19 protein-coding genes are annotated in these 19541 nt (G+C 61.7%); 1 reads left to right on the top strand and 18 read right to left on the bottom strand.

What is annotated here, in order from left to right; all coding sequences use genetic code 11:
• Nucleotides 1-24: 24 nt before the first annotated feature.
• From EII30_RS05930 to ffh, 10 genes are all read right to left on the bottom strand, one after another.
• The gene (locus EII30_RS05930; RefSeq protein WP_233569308.1) at nt 25-765 is read right to left on the bottom strand and encodes a ribonuclease HII; all 741 of its coding nucleotides are present in this window, start codon (nt 763-765) and stop codon (nt 25-27) included.
• 25 nt (nt 766-790) lie between these two features.
• Complete coding sequence (gene lepB / locus EII30_RS05925) at nt 791-1507, bottom strand: signal peptidase I (protein WP_233569307.1); 717 nt, start codon at nt 1505-1507, stop codon at nt 791-793.
• Nucleotides 1508-1653: 146 nt separating this feature from the next.
• Nucleotides 1654-2004: a 50S ribosomal protein L19 gene (rplS, locus tag EII30_RS05920; protein WP_124886407.1), complete on the bottom strand. Its 351-nt coding sequence runs from the start codon at nt 2002-2004 to the stop codon at nt 1654-1656.
• Nucleotides 2005-2240: 236 nt separating this feature from the next.
• Nucleotides 2241-2951, bottom strand: coding sequence for a tRNA (guanosine(37)-N1)-methyltransferase TrmD (gene trmD, locus EII30_RS05915; RefSeq protein WP_124886406.1), 711 nt, complete (start codon nt 2949-2951; stop codon nt 2241-2243).
• Nucleotides 2951-3538: a ribosome maturation factor RimM gene (rimM, locus tag EII30_RS05910; protein ID WP_233569306.1), complete on the bottom strand. Its 588-nt coding sequence runs from the start codon at nt 3536-3538 to the stop codon at nt 2951-2953. Before rimM ends, trmD begins: the two co-directional genes overlap by 1 nt.
• Nucleotide 3539: 1 nt before the next feature.
• Nucleotides 3540-3788 (bottom strand): KH domain-containing protein, encoded by a 249-nt coding sequence (locus tag EII30_RS05905; RefSeq protein WP_124886405.1) that lies wholly within the window; start codon nt 3786-3788, stop codon nt 3540-3542.
• A 2-nt stretch (nt 3789-3790) separates the two neighbouring features.
• Nucleotides 3791-4237: a 30S ribosomal protein S16 gene (rpsP, locus tag EII30_RS05900; RefSeq protein ID WP_124886404.1), complete on the bottom strand. Its 447-nt coding sequence runs from the start codon at nt 4235-4237 to the stop codon at nt 3791-3793.
• A gap of 129 nt (nt 4238-4366) precedes the next feature.
• Nucleotides 4367-4918, bottom strand: coding sequence for an RES family NAD+ phosphorylase (locus EII30_RS05895; protein ID WP_124886403.1), 552 nt, complete (start codon nt 4916-4918; stop codon nt 4367-4369).
• Nucleotides 4919-5008: 90 nt separating this feature from the next.
• On the bottom strand, nt 5009-5410 hold the full coding sequence (locus tag EII30_RS05890) for a helix-turn-helix transcriptional regulator (protein WP_124886402.1): 402 nt from the start codon (nt 5408-5410) through the stop codon (nt 5009-5011).
• A gap of 64 nt (nt 5411-5474) precedes the next feature.
• Nucleotides 5475-7073, bottom strand: coding sequence for a signal recognition particle protein (ffh, locus tag EII30_RS05885; protein ID WP_124886401.1), 1599 nt, complete (start codon nt 7071-7073; stop codon nt 5475-5477).
• A 141-nt stretch (nt 7074-7214) separates the two neighbouring features.
• On the opposite strand from ffh, the gene EII30_RS05880 reads away from it, so the two are divergent.
• Nucleotides 7215-9347 carry a YncE family protein gene (locus EII30_RS05880; protein ID WP_124886400.1) on the top strand — a complete coding sequence of 711 codons (2133 nt, stop codon included), beginning with the start codon at nt 7215-7217 and terminating at the stop codon, nt 9345-9347.
• Here the strand turns inward: EII30_RS05880 and ftsY are convergent.
• The 8 genes from ftsY to EII30_RS05840 form a co-directional block, all read right to left on the bottom strand.
• Nucleotides 9344-10219, bottom strand: a complete 876-nt coding sequence (gene ftsY, locus EII30_RS05875) for a signal recognition particle-docking protein FtsY (protein WP_124886399.1) — start codon at nt 10217-10219, stop codon at nt 9344-9346. The two genes, EII30_RS05880 and ftsY, sit on opposite strands and share 4 nt — an antisense overlap.
• Before the next feature lie 121 nt (nt 10220-10340).
• Nucleotides 10341-14090, bottom strand: coding sequence for an AAA family ATPase (locus EII30_RS05870; RefSeq protein ID WP_124886398.1), 3750 nt, complete (start codon nt 14088-14090; stop codon nt 10341-10343).
• 17 nt (nt 14091-14107) lie between these two features.
• Complete coding sequence (gene mutM / locus EII30_RS05865) at nt 14108-15085, bottom strand: bifunctional DNA-formamidopyrimidine glycosylase/DNA-(apurinic or apyrimidinic site) lyase (RefSeq protein WP_124886397.1); 978 nt, start codon at nt 15083-15085, stop codon at nt 14108-14110.
• The gene (gene rnc, locus EII30_RS05860) at nt 15078-15812 is read right to left on the bottom strand and encodes a ribonuclease III (RefSeq protein WP_370267007.1); all 735 of its coding nucleotides are present in this window, start codon (nt 15810-15812) and stop codon (nt 15078-15080) included. The genes mutM and rnc overlap by 8 nt, the downstream gene beginning before the upstream one ends.
• Before the next feature lie 28 nt (nt 15813-15840).
• Nucleotides 15841-16044 carry a 50S ribosomal protein L32 gene (gene rpmF / locus EII30_RS05855; protein ID WP_124886396.1) on the bottom strand — a complete coding sequence of 68 codons (204 nt, stop codon included), beginning with the start codon at nt 16042-16044 and terminating at the stop codon, nt 15841-15843.
• A gap of 51 nt (nt 16045-16095) precedes the next feature.
• Nucleotides 16096-16614, bottom strand: a complete 519-nt coding sequence (locus EII30_RS05850; protein ID WP_124886395.1) for a DUF177 domain-containing protein — start codon at nt 16612-16614, stop codon at nt 16096-16098.
• Between the two features lie 124 nt (nt 16615-16738).
• Nucleotides 16739-17326, bottom strand: coding sequence for a pantetheine-phosphate adenylyltransferase (locus EII30_RS05845; protein WP_124886394.1), 588 nt, complete (start codon nt 17324-17326; stop codon nt 16739-16741).
• A gap of 17 nt (nt 17327-17343) precedes the next feature.
• Entirely contained in the window at nt 17344-19503 is a 2160-nt protein-coding gene (locus EII30_RS05840) for an ATP-dependent DNA helicase RecG (RefSeq protein ID WP_124886393.1), read from the bottom strand.
• Nucleotides 19504-19541 lie beyond the last annotated feature (38 nt).

Here is a 19541-nt window from a genome sequence, read left to right as displayed (position 1 = left end):
CCGGGATGATCCCCGCCGCGGGCGCTATTTCTTAATCCAGGTTTTGCGGTGGAGGGAGGAGACACCGTGCTCGGCAATCCCAGCGTAGTGGGCTTTGGATCCGTACCCCTTATTCGACTCCCAGCCGTAGTGGGGCTCTCTGGTCGCGGCCGTCGCCATCAGCCGGTCACGCAGCACCTTGGCGCGCACACTCGCGGCTGCAACACTGCCGCAGGCTCGATCCGCCCCAACCCTGGTGACAACCCGCAGCGGGCGTTTCAGCGCCGGTGAGAGCCAGTCGTGTTTGCCGTCGAGCAGGATCACGCTGTCCGCCACCGGAATCCCGTCGCGGTGCAGCTGCAAAAGCGCCTCCCGCCCAGCAGCTCCGAGCATCGCGGAGATGCCAAACTCGTCAATCGCCTCCGGGCTGCCGTAACCAACCGCGCCAGCTCCCCACTCACACACCAGCGGGAAAAGCGCTTCCCGCCGTTTTTCGGTGAGCAGTTTAGAGTCGCGCAGCCCCTCCGGCATCTCGCCGCTCGCGAGACTAAAGGCGTGCACACCAACCGCGACCGGCCCGGCAATCGCGCCGCGGCCAACCTCGTCCATACCGATCACAAAGGGGGCGCTGCCAAGCAGCTGAAACTCCACGGCGAGGCTCGGGTCGCGAACACAGCTCGCACCAGCGGCGGCGGGTTCAGCGGCGGCGGGGTCGGCGGATCCACCAGCCCCGGAGGGCATGGCGGTTTGCGGCGCGGAACTATCCGGTGCGGGGTTTTTAGGCACGGTGATTCTCGGCGTCAGCTCGCGACTACTCGGTTTTTGCCGCAGCCTTGTCAGGCTCAGGCACCTCGGCGAACACCTCCGGGTAGTTATCCAGCCAGGTGAAACGGTTAAGCGGCCAGTTCAGCACAAACGCCCTGCCGACAATGTCACTCTCGGGAACAAAGCCCTTGCCTGGCTGATCCTGGTTGTAGCGGGAGTCGCGGCTCGCGTAGCGGTTATCGCCGAGCAGCCACACTGACCCCTCCGGCACGGTGACATCAAACTCGATCCCGGAGGCACTGTGTTCACCCTGCGGGATAACAATGTACGGCTCGTCAATCTCAACGCCGTTAACCATAATCTTGCCGTTGTCTCCGCAGCACTGCACCCTGTCGCCGCCGACGCCGATAACGCGCTTAATCACGTAGTCGTTACTGGTGTCGGGCGCAAACCCAACAGCCTGCAGTGCCTGCTGCAGCCAGTCAAGCTCCGGTTTCGGGCTCGCGTGCAGCCAGCCACCCGGATCCTTAAACACAACCACGTCACCGCGGTTAACCCCGACAACGTTTGGGACGAGCTGGTTGACCATCACCCGATCCTCAATCTGCAGCGTCTCCTGCATGGATCCCGACGGGATAAAGAATGAGCGGATCAGGAACGTCTTTAACAGGAATGAGATAAGCAGCGCGCTGATGCCGATAACCAACAGGTCCCTGATGAACCTTACAACCGAGTTACCGGATTTCTGTTTGGTGCTGCTCACTGCCACTCCCCTTTCAACCTAAATAAGATTAACCGCTGTAGCTGAGTCTAAACCTTTGAACTCGAAAGTCAGCAGGCACGGGCAAACTCAGCCCCGTAAACTAACAGAACCCCTGCCCGGTGGCAGAGGTTCTGTCGGTTTTTGTTTTAAACGTCGTCGCGCTTCTCGCGAATCTTCGCCTTCTTACCGGTCAGGCCACGCAGGTAGTAGAGCTTTGCACGGCGAACGTCACCGCGGCTAATAAGCTCAATCTTGTCGATCGCTGGTGAGTGCACTGGGAACTTACGCTCAACACCAACCTGGAAGCTGATCTTGCGAACGGTGAAGGTCTCGCGAACACCCTCGCCGTGGCGAGCGATAACAACACCCTGGAATACCTGCACACGTGAGCGGTTACCCTCAACGATGTTTACGTGTACTTTAACGGTGTCACCAGCACGGAAGTCTGGGATATCGCTCTTCAGCGATGCAGCATCAATGAAGTCAAGCTTCTGCATTGTTTTCTACTCTCTGCGCCCGCCGCAAGTCGGATCGCGGATATTCTCTTAAGTCTTACAGTTTTTGCCAACGGTTTGTGCGAACCCTCACGGCAGTATCGCACCGTGGCACAGCTATCTATATTACACCAAAATCGGCACCGTGTTAAACACCGGGTTTGCGGGGGTTACTCCCCCGGCTTTCCTGGTGGATCCAGCCACCTCAGCCCGCTTCGTCCTCGACGGATCCGACCACCTCAGCCCGCTTTGTCCTCGGCGGTTTCGAGCAGATCCGGCCGCACCTCGCGTGTGCGCTTCACCCGCTGCTGATGACGCCACTCGGCAACCAGTTTGTGATTACCGCTCAAAAGCACCTGCGGAATCTCGTGGCCTCGCCAGCTTGCCGGGGCGGTGTAGCTTGGATACTCAAGCAGTCCGTCCTCGTGTGACTCCTCAACCAGGCTCTCGGGGTTACCGACCATGCCCGGCAGCAGCCTGGCGATCGCCTCGATCATCGCGAGGCTTGCAACCTCACCGCCGTTTAACACGTAGTCGCCGATGCTGACGAGTTTCACGCGGTAGCGCGAAGCGTACTCGTCAAACACCCGCTGATCGATGCCCTCGTATCTGCCGCAGCCGAAGATCAGCTGCTGCTCTTTCGCAAGCTCTTTTGCCATGCGCTGATTAAACACCTCGCCGGCCGGCGATGGGAAGATGATGAGCGGATCCGCAACCCCAGAATCGGCGATAACCCGGTCGAGCATAACGCCCCAGGGCTCCGCCTTCATCACCATGCCCGCGCCGCCGCCAGCGGGTTTGTCGTCGACGGTGCGGTGCTTGTCGGTTGCGGCGTCGCGCAGATCATGCACGTGGAAGTCAACGATCCCTCGCCCCTGAGCCTTGCCGAGCAGTGAGATGCCGAGCACGTCGAAGTAGCTGGGGAAGATCGACACCGCATCGATGCGCATTAAGCAGCCACCTCTGCGTCCTCATCGTGGAACAGCCCGGTTGGCGGGGTGACGTGGATAACCCGTTTAGCGGTGTCAACCTCCGGCACTATCGCCTTCACAAGCGGCACCAAAACCTTGTTGTCACCGGTGTCAACCTCTAGCAGATCCTGCGCGGGCAGGTGTTTAACCTCGCTAACCTCGCCAACGTCTTTGCCGTCAACGAGCACCCGCATACCGATCAGCTGCTGGTCATACCAGGCATCATCCTCTTCACCCTCGAGCACCTGCTGCTCATCGATCCAAAGAATCGCCCTGGCGATTGACTCGGCCGCTGTGCGGTCGCTGAGCTCCTCGAAGAACACAACCGCCTGCCCGTTAAAGTAGCGCAGCTCACGCACCGTCACGGTTTTTTCAAACCAGACAGAATCCGTTGGAACTTGCAGGTAAAAAACCGCTCCCGGAACGAACCTGAGATCGGGGTTGTCTGTGTAGAGTTCGAGCTTCAAGCCGCCCTTCAGACCGTGCGGTTTGGTAAGTCTGCCGACACGCAGACTCCCCGCCCCAAGGCTGGGACGGGGAGCTTTAACACGCTGTTGCTGTGTCACGCTACTCGTCCGTATCTATCACATCAATGCGAACCCGATGGCCGCGAGCGAGCGCGTTAATCACCGTGCGCAGTGCCTGCACTGTTCTGCCGGAGCGGCCGATTACGCGGCCGAGATCGGCGGGGTTTACTCGCACCTCCAGCGTCTCAACCCTGCCGCCCTCAACAACTGTCACCTCGACGTCGTCGGGGTTTTCAACAATGCCGCAAACCAGGTGCGCGAGCGCCTCATGCAGCGCTACAGCAGCCATATTTAAGCCTCTTCGGTTGCAGCTTCAGCAGCGTCCGCTGACTCAGCAGCCTCTGCAGCTTCCTCTGCTGACTCCTCAGCTGCTGGCTCTGCTGGCTTATCAGCCTTTGGGCGAAGAACAGGCTTCTTAGCCTCGTCAGCCACGAACTCTTCCTTCGGCTCAACTGGCTTAACCTCTGACTCGGTGTTGCCCTCGCCGGTGAACTTGCCCCAGTCGCCGGTGAGCTTCAGCAGCACGCGAACCTGCTCGGTTGGCTGCGCGCCAACGCCCAGCCAGTACTGTGCACGCTCTGAGTCGATCTCGATGAATGATGGCTGCTCGGTTGGGTGGTACTTACCGATCTCCTCGATAACGCGGCCGTCACGCTTGGTGCGTGAGTCTGCCACAACAACGCGGTAGAAAGGTGCACGGATTTTACCCATGCGCTTGAGGCGAATCTTTACTGCCATGAGAGTTAGCTCCTAAAAAATCTATAATTCTAACCAGTCAATTCTCCCAGAAAACCACCCCAAAAGCAATTTTTGCTCTGACCGGTACTTTTTATTATTTTTTGCGGATCACGGGCGTTTTTGCGCAGGCTAGTTCGGCGTGATTTCTCGCACAATCAAACTCGCTGCAGCTCGCATCTCCGCGGAGTCAATCGACAGCGGCACCGTGTCAACAACCCGCAGCGAGTCCGGCTGAAACAGCGCAACCAGGCTGATGCTCGGGTGATAGAACGACCACCAACTAATCCCCTCATAGTCGCCACTGTCATACAGCCTCGCCGCTAACCGCTGGGTGACCCGTAATTCTCGCCGCACCACGTCAGTCACCCGCACCCCGTATTGCAGCAGGGTTTGCGGATCCGCAAGCTCAGCAAGCTTCGGATTCTCCGCCGCTTCAAACACCGTAAGCGCGCGGGTGCGGTCCGGTTTGAGTTCGGCGTGCAGCATCGCGGGAGTCCAGGTTGCGTGGGAGCCAAAGGTCTCAGCAATCGCCCCCTCGGGACTGCTTGCCAGGTAGCGCAGCTGATAGAGGTCGGGGTTATCCCAGCGGCCGTAGCCATGCGGCGGAATAAACTCGGCGCTGTAGGGAGCACCGGGTTTTGCTCCCGGCTCCCACAGGTGTACGCGATAGAAGAGCGTCATCGGCCACCCTCCTCACCGCGCCGGCAGGACAGGCCGCGCGAGCCCTCGCCCACAGCCAGGCTCAGGCACGAGCCTCCCGCAACGCGCCGGCTAAGCATAGACCTCTGAGCCTTCGGCGCTGAGCGCCATCACAACCTCTGAGGTGCGGCCGTGACGGATCATATCGAGCGGAGTTGCCCCGCCGAGGAAGGCGTTGTTGCCGTTAAGCCACGGGGTTAGCGCCCCGCTGCCCCAGACGGTTGCCGCGCGCGCCGCAATAAAGTCGAGGTCGATAATCCACTGCGCGCGAGCCGCGTCAGGGGTGGTTTTGCCGCTCTGCCAGCGACTCAGTGTGCTCGGCGAAACCTGCAACCACTCGGCGAGCTTGGCGCTTGAACCAAACACCTCAGCAGACCAGGTGATGCGCTCCGCTAAGCCGAGCTGCTGCGTTCTTGGCAGCTGCTCGCTGAAGCGACCGTTTCTGTCTCTTGTTTTAACACCTGCTGTAGCCATACCACAATTCTACCACTGCAACATATTTATTGCACTGGTAGCTGGCTGGGAATCAGGCTGTAAACTAGCGCAGCTTAGCGCCGCGCAGCAGCTCCTGCATCTTCGCGATATCCTCAGCGCTCGGGGCGCCGCCTGGATTATTTCCGGAGCCAGCGGATCCACCCGCCCCGCCGGTTAGTGCTGAACCGCCAAAGCCGCTGCCCTTCGGAGCTGCGCTCGCCTGCGCAATCTCGCCAGCCGCGCGCTTTGCCGGGTTGCCGCTCTTGCGAGCACCCTTCTTTTTGCCCTGCTGCGCCTGCTTCTTTTTGCCTCCGTGAACTCCCGGAATCGGCCCCATACCCGGCAGCTGTGGAACGCCGCCGCGCGCCACGGTTTTCATCATCTTCGCGGCCTGCTCGAACTGTTTCACCAGGCGGTTAACGTCGGTGACGGTCATACCGGACCCCTTGGCGATGCGCAGCCGGCGTGAGCCGTTGAGGATCTTCGGGTTGCGCCGCTCAGCCTGGGTCATCGACTGGATAATCGCCTCGGTGTGCAGCACCTCACGCTCATCAAACTGGTCGAGCTGCGCCTTCATCTTGCCCATACCCGGCAGCATTCCCATCATCTTCTTCAGGGATCCCTGCCCGCGCAGCTGCTGAATCTGCTTCAGGAAGTCGTCGAGGGTGAACTCGTCGTTCGCGATCTTCTCGGCGGTTTTGCGCGCCTCTTCCTCGTCAAACGCTTTCTGTGCCTGCTCAATCAGGGTGAGCACGTCACCGAGGTCGAGGATTCGGCTCGCCATCCGGTCCGGGTGGAACTGCTCAAAATCGTCGAGTGTTTCACCGGTTGAGGCGAACAGGATCGGGCGCCCGGTCAGCTGCCTAATCGACAGCGCCGCACCACCGCGCGCGTCACCGTCAAGCTTGGTGAGCACAACGCCTGTGAAGTCAACACCCTCCTGGAACGCCTGCGCGGTTGCAACAGCGTCCTGACCGATCATCGAGTCGATAACAAACAGCACCTCGTCAGGGTTTGTTGCCTTGCGAATGTTCGCCGCCTGCTGCATCAGCTCAGCGTCAACGCCCAAACGACCGGCGGTGTCAATAATCACAAAGTCATAGTGTTTATCTGCTGCCTCACGCACACCCGCTTTAGCAACCTTCACCGGATCGCCAACACCGTTGCCCGGCTCGGGAGCGAAAATAGCAACCCCCGCCTGCTCGGCAACAACGCCCAGCTGGGTTACCGCGTTCGGGCGCTGCAGGTCACAGGCAACCAGGAGCGGCGTGTGCCCCTGCCCGCGCAGCCACTTAGCGAGCTTACCGGCGAGCGTGGTTTTACCGGCACCCTGCAAACCAGCGAGCATAATCACGGTCGGCGGGTTCTTCGCAAACTGCAGTCGCCGCTGCTCACCGCCGAGGATCTGAATCAGCTCATCGTTAACGATCTGCACAACCTGCTGGGCTGGGTTAAGCGCCTGATTCACCTCGTCACCGAGCGCGCGCTCACGCACCCGGGCGGTGAAGTCCTTAACCACCTCAAGGGCAACGTCCGCCTCAAGCAGCGCACGCCGAATCTCGCGTACTGTGCCGTCAACATCGCTCGCGCTGAGCTTACCCTTGGTGCGCAGCCGAGCAAAGGTCTGTGTGAGTCTCTCTGAGAGTGTGCCAAATGTAGCCATAACCTCTCCAGTTTACAGTGGGATGCTGACAGTCGAAACCCACAGTCCCGGCGACCAGATCAGATTATTTTTAAGACCCCCTTATGTTCATCCGATGGGTGCGTTAGAGTTTTAGAGGCTTATTTCAGAAAGGACGCCACTGTGACACAGACTGTGCCAACAAAACCAGCGCGGGGCATCATCGCCACGCTATTGAGCGCCGCGCTTCTCAGCATCCCGATTGCTGGCGGATCCGCCCCCGCCGCCCAGGCGAGCAACGAGGCAACAACCCTGCCGATGGAGACCGCCGTCACCATGGGTGCTGTGCCGAGGGATATTGTGGTTGACGATTTCCGCGAGCGCGCCTATGTGCTGAACTCGTACGTTAGCGACAGCGACAAACCAGACGAGGTGACCTGGCTTAACACCGCCGACAACACACCGAGCACAACCAGCTGGCCGCTCAAGGCAAAAGAACCGAGCGCGCTGGAGCTCAGCCCGGACGGCAGCAAACTCTATATCGCCCACTACCGCAACAGCAAGTTCAGCATCGTTGACACCGAAACTGGCGAGTCGGAGGTGCTCGACATCGGCACCAAGTTCCCCGCCGGCATCGTCGTTGACAGGGGCAGCGGCAGTGTTTATGTCTACGATTCGAAGGGGCTGATCGTCATCGACCCCGAGACGAAAACCGTTTCGGACCTGATCAAGGTGTCAAACGAGCGGTTCCCGAACGTGAAAGACGTTGAATACGATCCAACCAATAAGGTTTTGTGGATCGCGGAGGGCAGGGCCGGGGTGCTCACCGCCTTCAACCTTGAGACCGGGAAGTGGGACGAGTCGGTGAGTGTGCCGCTCAGCACCGCCGAGATTGACGGCGCTGAGATTGGTGGCCGTCCACAGCTACTCGCCTACGATCACAACCTCGGGCTGCTGCACATCTCGATGCGCGCCCGCCTGAGCGAGAACTGGACCAACGACCGGGTTATCAGCTTCGACGTGTTTGAGAGGAAGCTGCTCACCGACCGGTTTGTTGAGGTTGGCGCTAACCCATACGAGATGGTTGTGCACCCGCTGACCAGCGAAATCTACACGAGCAACGGGCACAGCAACAGCGTTAGCGTTATCTCGCCCGCAACCTGGCAGGCGACCGACGCTGTGAACTTTAACGAGATCGGCATCACCGAGGGAACCGGCAGCGGCAACGCCAACACCTGGGATATTGCGTTTAGCGGCGGCGGCGACACCGCCTATGTTTCACACCCCTACAAAACCGCTAAAATCACGGTTCACAAGCGGCAGGGTGATTTCCCGAAGGTGACACCGCGCGACAACGGCGCCCAGACCCCGGCACCGCCAACCACCCCGGAGGTAACCCCTTGGGATGGCCCCGCAACCCCTGCTGTCACCCCCGCAAGCGGTGAGGCAGCTGCGAGCGCGGCCAGCGTCTCTGACGCAACCTTAAACTGGGCGATCAGCGACTATGCCGCCGCCTGGAAAACTACTCCGCTCGGCGCTGTCACCAAAACCGACGCGGTGTTCAACTGGGCGGGTGGATCCGGCTGGTACAGCGAAAAGACCGGTGAGGCCGCAATCGCCTGGGGTGAGGGCGTGAAGATTCAACACTATGAACAGCTGGTTCCTGACCTCATCACAACCATCGGCAACCCGGTTTTGACCGTTAACGCCGACAAAACCGGAACGCTCAGCTACGACGTGAAGTGGACGCTCAGCGCCGACACCAAGAGTGACGGTTACAAGCGCGTCACCCTCGCAACCTTTAAGGACGTTGTGGTTAAGGCGGAAAACGGCAAGGTTAGCGTCACCGCAACCCCGGAGTGGGAGGGACGCGAGTATCAGCTGGCTGACGGCAGCAAGAGCAACGCCTCCTACCCGGCCGAGTTTATTAACTATCTGGATCCGCAGATGCGCCCCTGGTGGTACCGAACCGGCGCCAGCATGGACGCCGCGAAAACCCCGCTGCCGGTAACCCTCGCGTTTACCGCGGCGACAGCGCCGGCTGCGCCGGCACAACCGCAGCCTCAGCAGCCTGCTCAGCCGGTGGATCCGGCGCAGCCAGCCCAGCCTGCTGACCAGGCAAACCCGGCTGACCAGGCGAAGCTGAGCCAGCCGGTGCCGGAGCAGCCAAAACAGCAGCAGCCTGAGCAGCCCGCGAAGCAGCAGCTCGCGGTCACAGGCGGTAGCGGCGAGCTGCTGCCTGGCGCGGGAGCGATGCTCCTGGCTGCGGGCGTAGTACTGATCGCGGCGAGGTTCGCAGCAGCCGCGCGGCGCTAACCAACCAGCTGCTGCGCGAACACGTGCGGGGTGAAACCGGTGAGATCATTGATCCCCTCGCCCTGCCCGACGAGTTTAACGGGCAGCTCGGTTTTCTGCTGCACGCTCAAAACAAACCCGCCCTTGGCTGAGCCGTCGAGTTTGGTGAGCACAAGCCCGGTCACACCGGCGTGCTCAATAAACGCCTGCGCCTGCGAAAGACCGTTCTGACCGGTTGTTGCGTCAAGCACCAGCAGCACCTCTGAGACGGGTGCGAGCTTCTCGATAACGCGGCGGATTTTGCTCAGCTCGTCCATCAGTCCACCCTTGGTTTGTAGGCGGCCAGCGGTGTCGATAATACAGATGTCGTAGCCCTCAGCGATTGCACGCTCAACGGTCTGGTAGGCAACGGATGCCGGATCCTGTCCCTGCTGCTGCGGCTTCACAATCGCCGCACCACCACGATCCGCCCAGGTGGCCAGCTGTTCAACCGCCGCGGCCCTGAAGGTGTCTGCCGCGCCGACGATTACGCGCTTGTTGAAAGTGCCGAGGTATTTAGCAAACTTACCGATCGTGGTTGTTTTGCCGACACCGTTAACGCCCGCGACGAGGATCACGGCGGGGCGCGCTGAGAGCTTCAGCGTCGGATCGAACTTGGCGAGCCGGTCGGTGATGGCGTCACGCAGCATTGAGCGCATATCTTTCACATCGGTGACGTTGAAACGTTCAACATCGGCGCGCAGCTGTTCAAGCACATCATCGGCAACATCCGGCCCGAAATCGGCAGTTATCAGCGCTGTTTCAAGCTCATCCCAGGTGTCTTCGGTGATCGGTTCGCTGCGGTTGAACAGCCCCGAAAACGCTTTTGCAAAGGACCAAGATTTTTCTGCCATACAACAAGTTTATTAGGTTGCGCCCGAGCAAACCACTAAACTTCACTAGCAGCTAAGCTAACTGAGCCCTCCGGCACCGGCCGAGCAGCCAGCCGCGAGCCGACCCGCTAGCCGCTAAGAGCTAAGCGGACTCCTCGCGCAGCCGCTGGCCAACAACCGCGCTAACCCCGTCACCGCGCATCGACACCCCGTAGAGCGCGTCGGCGATCTCCATGGTCCGCTTTTGGTGGGTGATAACGATCAGCTGCGAGCGCTGCCGCAGATCCTCAAAGGCGTTAAGCAGCCTGCCAAGGTTCGCGTCGTCGAGCGCCGCCTCAAGCTCGTCCATAATGTAGAACGGGCTCGGCCTCGCCTTAAATATCGCGATCAGCCAGGCAATCGCGGCGAGCGACCGTTCACCGCCGCTGAGCAGCGACAGTCTCTCAACCTTCTTACCGGCGGGTTTCACCGCCATCTCGATTCCGGTGTTCAGCAGGTCTTGTGGATCCGTCAACGAGATGCTGCCACTGCCTCCCGGGAACAAAACCGGGAACACCTCATTAAACGCCTGTTTTGTGTCGGCGAAAGCGGCGGCGAAGATGTTTTCCATCTTGGTGTCGAGGTCACTGATGATCTTCAGCAGGTCCTGTTTGGTGTTCTTCAGATCGCCAAGCTGCTGGTGCAGGAAGTTGTTACGCTGTTCAAGCGCCGCAAACTCTTCAAGCGCGAGCGGGTTAATTCTGCCGAGCTCCGCGAGCGCCGCTTCGGCGCGCTTTAAGCGCTGCTGCTGTTCAGCCCTGACGTAGGAAACCGCCGGGGTTTCACCCTCAGCAGCGGCAGCATCACCGGTTTCGGCGGCAGCGTCGCCATCACCCGCGGGCTGCGTCACAACCGGCTGGTCGGGGCCGTACTCGGCGACCAGCAGCTGCTCGGTCATGCCGAGCTCGTTGTGGGCGCGCTCAATCAGCGACTTCAGCTGCAGTTTACGCTCGTAGCTCTTCAGCTCGGCGGAGTGGCCGCGCTCGGTCAGCGCCTGCAGTTTGCCGCGCAGCTCCGCCGCCTCAGAGCGCACCAGGATCAGCTCCTGGCTCTGCTTGGCCCGATTCTCCTCGGTCTGCCGCTGCCTGCTCTTCGCCTCAACAACCGCCGACTGCGCAATCTCCAAAAGTGCGGGCAGCGCGTCAGCAACCCGCTGCGCCCGCATACTCTGCTGATCCCGCAAAACCTTCCGGCGTGCACGCTCCAGAGCCGCCTGCTCCTGCGCAACAAACTGCCGCTGCAGCGACTCGGCGGTGAGCTTCGCTGCCCGCACCCGCTCCTTCGCCGCCTGGGCCTCTAACCGCGCCTCAATCTGGGCGGATCGCGCTGCCTCCTGCGCCGCAACCAGCGGATCACGCTCAGCCGCGTTAAGCACCGGACGCGGTTTCTCCTGCGCCTCCTGCAGCGCCGTTGCCGCCGTTGCCGCTGCCTGCTCTGCTGCGCTAACCGCGTCAGCGAGCGCCTCCCGGTTCTGTTTTGCGCGACTGTGCTCGGCAGCCGCAGCCTCCGCGGTGACGGTCAGCCGGTTTCGTTGCTGGGCGATGCGGGCCTGTTCAGCGTCCGCGTCACGCAGCTGTTTCAGGGCTGCCTGCGCGGCTGTTTTCGCGTCCGCGACCCGCTGTTTCAATGAACCGAGGGTCTCGCTTTTGGCCTCCAGCTCAGCAGCGAGGTGAGCCTGCCTGTCGGCTGCCTCAGCGATTTCGGCCTGAATCTCCAGTTTTGAGGGCGCGCTGGCGGATCCGCCATCAATGGTGTAGCGACCGAGCACCGTGTCGGTCACCCCCGCTCCATCCGGCTCGGCACCCTCCGGCACCGCGCCGCCCGCGGTCACAATCGTAAAGTTCACCGAGGACTCACTGAGCGCCCTGTGCCCGGCGATCGCGCTGTCAATATCGGGCGCAACAAAGGTGTTAGCGAGCAGCTGCCTGAGCGCCGCCGGAGCGCTAACCGCGTCAGCGAGCGACCGCAACCCAGCCGCGGCAGCAAGTTCTGTCAGCTCGGCGTTTGTGACGGATCCACCAGCCGCAGCCGCGGGGTCGCTGATTAGGAGCCGCACCCGCCCGAGATCCTGTTCGGCGGCGAAGCGGGTGACCGAGGTCGCCTGGTCGGTGTCGGCCGCGCAGATGGCGGTCGCGAACTGGCCGAGCGCGGCGCTAACCGCGGCCTCGTAGCCGGGTGCGATCTCGGCGACGTCGGTGAGGCTCTGCAGCTGTTTGAAACGCGGATCCGCCAAAACCGCGCTGCTCGCGTCAGGGGTTTGCAGGGTTGCGGTGAGTGCGCTGATCCGCGCCTCAAGGCCCGCGATCTCCCGCTCCAGGCGGTGCACATCGCTCTGCACGCTGTCGCGCTCGGTTTCGAGTTTGGTCTGCTGTTCGCCAGCGGCCTGGTAGGCGGCATCCAGGCTGCCCGCGCCCGCGCCCGCGGCATCGCCCGAACCAGCGCCAGCTGCGCCAGCACCGCCCGCCGTTCCGGCACCCCCGGCCTCACCGCCAGCTTCAGCAGCTCCCGCGCCCGCGGCACCACCCGCCGGCCCGGCCTCACCGCCGGGGTTCGCCTCGTTAAACTCCTTTAACGCCCGGTTCGCTTCCTCCAACCGGGCGGCCGCCTCGGCGAGTGTGCTCTCGCGCTGGTTCGCGTCCGCCTGCGTCGCCCGGAAACGCTGCTCGGCCGCCTCAGCCTCACCGCGCAGCTTGGTTATCGCCAGATCGTAGGCGCTAACCGCCGCGCTCCGCTCGGCAATCTCAGCGTCAACCGTGTTCAGCTGCTCGGTTGCTTGATTCAGCTGCTCGGTTGCGTCCGTGAACTGCTGTTCGGCGGCGGGTACCAGATCCGCCAGCCGCGTGGTCTCAGCCTCGGCGGCGCTCACCTGCTCGGGGGTTATCAGGTCTTGGGCGGTTGTGGTCTCAACCTGACCCGCCAAGAAGGTGAGCCGCTGCTGCGCCTGCGAGAAGAGTCCACGCAGTTTCGCATGCACCGCCTCCGCGTTCAGGGTTACCCGTCTCGCCTGATCCACCTCGTCGTTTTGCCTGAGCCGCTCCAGTTCGTTAATCTGTCGCTGTTTCTGGCCGAGCTTGTCCTGATAAACCTGCTGCTCAGCCTGCCGCTGTGCGTCGTCCTTCGACAGCTCCCCCAGCTCGAACTGCAGCCGGGTAATATCGTCCGCTAAAAGCCGCGCTTTTGCGTCACGCACCTCGGCGGCAATCTGCTGTGCTTTCTTCGCGATCGCAGCTTGTTTACCGAGCGGCTTTAACTGCCTGCGCACCTCAGAAGCGAGATCCTCAAGCCGCGTCAGGTTCGCCTCCATCGACTCAAGCTTCCTGAGCGTCCGTTCGCGACGGCGGCGATGCTTCAGAATTCCGGCCGCCTCCTCAATAAAACCTCGCCGATCCTCCGGGCTTGCGCGCAGCACCGTATCCAGCTGTCCCTGCCCAACAATCACGTGCATTTCCCGGCCGAGACCGGAGTCGCTGAGCAGCTCCTGCACATCAAGCAACCGGCAGCCCTCGCCGTTGATCGCGTACTCGCTGGAGCCGTTACGGAACAGGGTGCGGCTGATCGTCACCTCGGTGTAATCAATCGGCAGCGCACCGTCACTGTTGTCAATCGTCAGGCGCACCTCCGCGCGGCCGAGCGGGCCACGGGAGGCTGTTCCCGCGAAGATCACGTCATCCATTTTGCCGCCGCGCAGAGTTTTTGCGCCCTGTTCACCCATAACCCAGGCGAGCGCGTCCAAAACATTCGATTTGCCGGATCCGTTCGGCCCGACAATCGCGGTCACACCCGGCTCGAACTCGAACGTCGTCGACTGGGCAAACGACTTAAAACCCTTCAGCGTGAGACTCTTTAGATGCACGGCTTCGCCCCCGCTGCCTAACCCCGCCTACGGCGTTTTGCCTGGCAGACCGGGCAGAAAACACTCGATCTGTCGATAACCTCGCTGCGTTTCAGCGTCTCCCCGCACCTGTTACACGGTTTCCCGCTGCGGCCGTAAGCGTTCAGCGAGTGCGCAAAATAGCCCGCCTCGCCGTTAACGTTCACATACTGCGCGTCAAAGCTTGTGCCGCCCTCCGCGAGCGCCTTCTGAAACACAAACTGCACCGCCGTCAGCAGCTCATTCAGCCGCTTTGCCGAAACCTGGTTCGCGGGCAGTTCCGGGTGGATCCGCGCCGCCCACAAAGCCTCGTCAGCATAGATGTTGCCAACCCCGCTGAGGATCCGCTGGTCAAGCAGCGCCATTTTAATCGGCAGCGACTTCTGCCTCAGCCCCCGCACGGCAGCATCCTGCTGGAACGCCGGGTCGAGCGGATCCCGCGCAATATGCCCCGCCTGCTGTGGGATCAGCGGCAGCTCAGTGCCAAGGCCGCCGGGGTGACTGTCGTCGGTTGCCACCAGCTCGTCAATTGCGAGCGAACCGAAACGGCGTTGATCGGCAAAATCGATCCGCAATTCGCCGTGCACCGGGTGGTTTAGCCAGATACGGATCCGCACGTTTTTATCGTCCGGCGCGTCAATGCCGCGCAGCAGCAGCTGGCCGCTCATCGCCAGGTGCCCGAACAGAACCGACGAACTGCCCTCGATGTGGATCCACAAAAACTTGCCGCGCCTAACCGCCGGCCCGAGTGTCACACCGGTTAGCCGCTTCTCAAAATCGGCCGCGCGCAGCTGCTGGGTTGCCGCGTCGAGGGTTCTGCCGTGCCCCTGAGCGATCTCGCCGGACTGCTGCTCAATCAGGCTGATGTGTCGTTTCAGCGACCGCGCGTCAAACACCTCAACGCCGGTCACGGTTGCGCCGTTAACCGCGGGTGCAAGCCCCGCCCTAACAACTTCAACCTCGGGTAGTTCAGGCATCGCTCTGCAGTTTGGTGAGGCGGATCACGGCTCTTCTCGCCGCAGCGAGCTCGGCGGCTTTTTTGCTTGTGCCCTCGCCCGAGCAGGTGACACCCAAGAGCGAAACGGTCGCTGTGTAGCGGCGATTGTGGTCTGGGCCGGTTGAGGTCAGCTCATACTGCGGGGGCGGCGAGTCACGTTTCACCGCGAGCTCCTGCAGCGTGGTTTTTGGATCCATCATCTCGGTGAGAGCGTCAATATCGGCGAGCAGCGGCGCGAGCAGCTGCAGCACAAAATCGACAGCGGTTTTCGTGTCGTTCGAGAGATAGACTGCGCCGATCAGCGCCTCAACGGTGTCCGCAAGGATCGAGTCTTTATCGCTGCCACCGGTTAGTATCTCGCCGCGGCCGAGCTTTAGGTACTTGCCGAGCCCGATCCGTCTGGCGGTTTGTGCGAGCGCAACGGTTGATACAACCGCGGACCTGCGCTTCGACAGATCCTCTTCTCGCACATTTGGAAAATCTGCGTACAGTTTAGCGGCGATAGCGAAACCGAGCACGGAGTCGCCAAGGAACTCCAGCCGCTCATTGTGCTGCGCGCCGCGGTGCTCGGCCGCCCAGGAGCGGTGAGTGAGCGCGATCTCTAGCAGCTCCGGGTCAACGGTAATGCCGTAGTTAGCAAAAAAACTGCCCGCGTCGGCGGGCTCAGCCGCTGCGTCAGGCAGTTTTTTTTGAGTTTTTTTCGTCACTCTGATCGTTTTAACGTCAGTTTAACCGTTAGGCGTCAGCTACGCGACGTCCCTTGTACTCCAGGAACAGCGGAGTGCCCTGAGCATCCTCAACAACGCGTGCGCGGTGAGGCAGGCTGTAAACGGTGCGGCCGTTCTCAACGGTCTTTACAAGCGCTGGTGCGCTTGCTTTCCACTGTGAGCGACGGTGACGGGTGTTCGAGCGTGACATTTTACGCTTTGGAACTGCCATGGTGTCTCTTTCTTGTCTTACTGCTGAATCTTGGCGCGCCTGTTTGGCGGTTTAGTGTTCAGCACCTGATTTGTCATTGTCAACCGAAAAACCAGCCAGGGCAGCCCAGCGGGGATCAACCGCGGGAGTTGCTTCGGCTGCTGCTTCTGAAGTGAGTCGCTCGCCACTGTCTGGATCAAGCCCAAAACAGTCAGCACGACACACCGGCTGGAACGGTAGTGCAAGCACAATTGCGTCCCGCAGCGGGGGTTCAAGGTTCACGTGATCACCGTGAACCCCGTATTCATCGGCCTCCGTAGGATTATACGCGAAAAGCTCGGTAAAGTCGACTTGAAGCGTTTCTGTGAAGTGTTGCAGGCACCTGCCGCACTCTGCGTCAAACTCGGTTGCTGCGTCCCCGGTGAGCAAAATCCCCTCGTGAACAGACTCTGCGCGACCGTTAACGGCGATGGTGGATCCAGCAGCAACAGCCGCCAGACCCTCACCCCACGGCTCAGCCAGCACATACTCCTGCTGCAGCTCCCGCATCTCCCCCGGACGGTGCACAAGGTCGCGCACGTTCAGGAGCATTTTTGACGTTTTATTCACCCGTCTATCTTAGCCGCTTTTATAATCTCGCGCGCGCCGGGCCTTTCAGCCGGGCCTTCAGCCGCGCCTTTCAGCCGCGCTTTTAGCCGCGCTTTTAGCCGGGCCTTCAGCCGCGCCGCTGCTGCAGGTACCGCGCAACCGGCTCGGGCACATAGGGATCAAGACTCTGCTCGCTCGCGGCGATCTGCCTTACCAGCGTGCTGGAGATGTGGGCGTACGCCGGATCCGGCAGCAAAAACAGCGTCTCAATCCCGGTCATCTCGCGGTTCATCAGCGCCATCGGCTGCTCGTAGGCGAGGTCGAGCTGCGATCGCACACCCTTGACAATAACGTCCGCGTTAACCCGCTGACAGTGCTCAACCAGCAGGCCGCTCGAAAGCTCAGCGACGCTAACAACACCGACGACGCCCGGATCCACCCCAGCGGCGAGCGCGTCAGCCCCGGCGAGCGCGTCAGCCCCGGCGGCTTCGGCGCTCTCGCCCGGCCGCTCCCGCTGCACCCTAATCCCCTCGGCAGCAAGCGACTCAACGAGCAGGCTGACGCGATCCGCAATGCTAATCAGCCCCTGCTTTTCGGGGTTGTGCACAACAACCACCTGCACCCGCTCAAACAGCCCTGTTGCCCGCACAATCACATCGAGGTGCCCCCTTGTGACGGGGTTAAATGAGCCGGGAATAACCGCTAGTTTTGCCATAGCTTTAAGCTTATCCGCTACGACTTAGCGAGCGCTGTTAACTCCGGCTGTCGCTCGCTAATCCACCGCCTGAGTTCAGCGTGTTTTGCCAGGTGCGGATCCGCACTGAGCAGCGCCTCAGCGGCGTTGCGGGCCGCAGCAATCACCTCGCCATCGCGGGTGACACGCAGCAGTTTCAGTGTAGACTTGCCGCCTGACTGGGCTGTTCCGAGGATATCTCCCTCGCGTCGCTGTTCCAGGTCGATCTCGGCGAGCGCGAAACCGTCGGTTGTTTCGGCGACCGCGGCAACCCGCTCCCACGCGGTTGACTGCAGCGGGGCGGTTGTCAGCAAAAGGCAGATACCGGCGTGGCTGCCGCGACCAACCCGGCCGCGCAGCTGGTGCAGCTGCGAAACCCCGAAACGGTCCGCCTCCAAAACCAGCATCGCGGTCGCGTTCGGCACGTTAACACCGACCTCAATCACCGTCGTCGCAACCAAAAGATCCAGTTCACCGGCGGCAAACTTCGCCATCACCGCATCTTTTTCGGCGCTTAAAAGAGCACCGGTGAGGATTCCGATCCGCACACCCGCATAGTCTGGCCGCCGCCGCAGCTGCTCGGCGACCTGCTCAACGCCCGCTCTGCCGCGCTCCGCTGTTCCTTCCTGGGACTCCTCCGCTGCCGAGATTGCGGGGCAGACAACATAAACCTGCCGGCCTGCAGCGATCTCCTCACGGGCACGCTGCCAGGCGCGCGCCTCCAGGTGTGGCTGCTCAAAAACCTGCACGGCAAAACTGCTGATCCCGGCGCGACCGGGCGGCAGCTCCCTAATCGTCGTCACCTCCAGATCACCAAACACGGCGAGCGCAACCGTCCGCGGGATCGGTGTCGCCGTCATCGCCAGCAGGTGCGGCGCTGCGGAACCCTTCTGCCTGAGCGCCTCCCGCTGCTCAACCCCGAAACGGTGCTGCTCATCAATAACGGTGAGCGCGAGATCCGCAAACACGGTGCTCTCGCTAAACAGCGCGTGCGTGCCAACCACCAGCAGCGAAACCCCGGCGGCAACGTCGAGCAGCGCCGCCTTCCGCTCCCGCTGCGACATCTGGCCGGTGATCAGGCGCGGTTTCAGTTGGGCGGTTAGTTCCTCACCGAGCAGCTCCGTAATCGACTGAAAATGCTGGGCCGCGAGCACCTCGGTTGGCGCGAGCAGCGCACTCTGGCCGCCCGTCTCAGCAACCTGCAGCATCGCCCGCAGCGCCACAAGGGTTTTCCCGGATCCAACCTCGCCCTGCAAAAGCCTGTGCATCGGATAGTCACGCGCCAACTCCGCCGCGAAAATCTCGCCAGCCCGCCGCTGATCCCCCGTCAACTGGTACGGCAACTGCGCATCGAGCCGCTTTAACAGCGATCCCTCACCGAGCGGCCTGGCAACCGCCCGCTGCTGCTTCAAACCCGCTGCGCGCACCCCGAACGCGAGCTGCAGCTCAAAGGCCTCCCGAAACTTCAACGACTCGGTCGCCGCTTGCCACTCGGCGTCACTCTCCGGGGTGTGGATCTGCCTAAGCGCCGCGTCATAGCTGATCACGCCCGCATGCTCGCAGACCTCCCAGGGTAGCGGATCCGCCTGCTCAGGCAGCTGCTCAAGCACCGCGGTGATGTGCTTCGCGATAACCCAGGTGGGCAGCGTGCCGGTTGCCGCGTAGGTGGGAATCGGTTTGCGTGAGAACGCGAGCGCGGCCGCCTGACGCAAAGCCTCCCGGTCAACACCCGCTGCCTCCGGCTCTTCCTCGCTCGTGAACATCTGATACTCGGGGTTTTGCAGCTGCAGGGTGCCGCGATAGCTTTTCACCTTGCCCGCGAACTGCCCGTGCCTGCCGGGGCGCAGATCCTTTTCCCGCCACGGCTGGTTGAAGAAGGTGAGCGTCATATAGCCGGTGCCGTCGGTGATCCGCGCCGTCAACAGTGTGCCGCCGCGGCTCTGCATCCGCCTGCTCTGCACATCAAGCACCTGCGCAACAACGGTGACGTGCTCCCCCAGCGGCAGTGACTCCAGCGGCGTCAACTCACCGCGTTTTGTGTAGCGGCGAGGATAGTGCTCCAGCAGATCGCGCACGCTCTGATAGTCAAACGCTTTTTTGAACGCTGCCGCGGTTTTCTCCGGCAGCGCCTGACTGAGCGGCGAATCAAGGGAAATCATCTGAGACTAACTGTAGCAAACCGGGACGCAAACCGCGC

It is taken from the genome of Leucobacter sp. OH1287 (assembly GCF_003859945.1).
Taxonomy (GTDB): Bacteria; Actinomycetota; Actinomycetes; order Actinomycetales; family Microbacteriaceae; genus Canibacter.
This window is presented reverse-complemented; position numbering and strand designations above follow the sequence as displayed.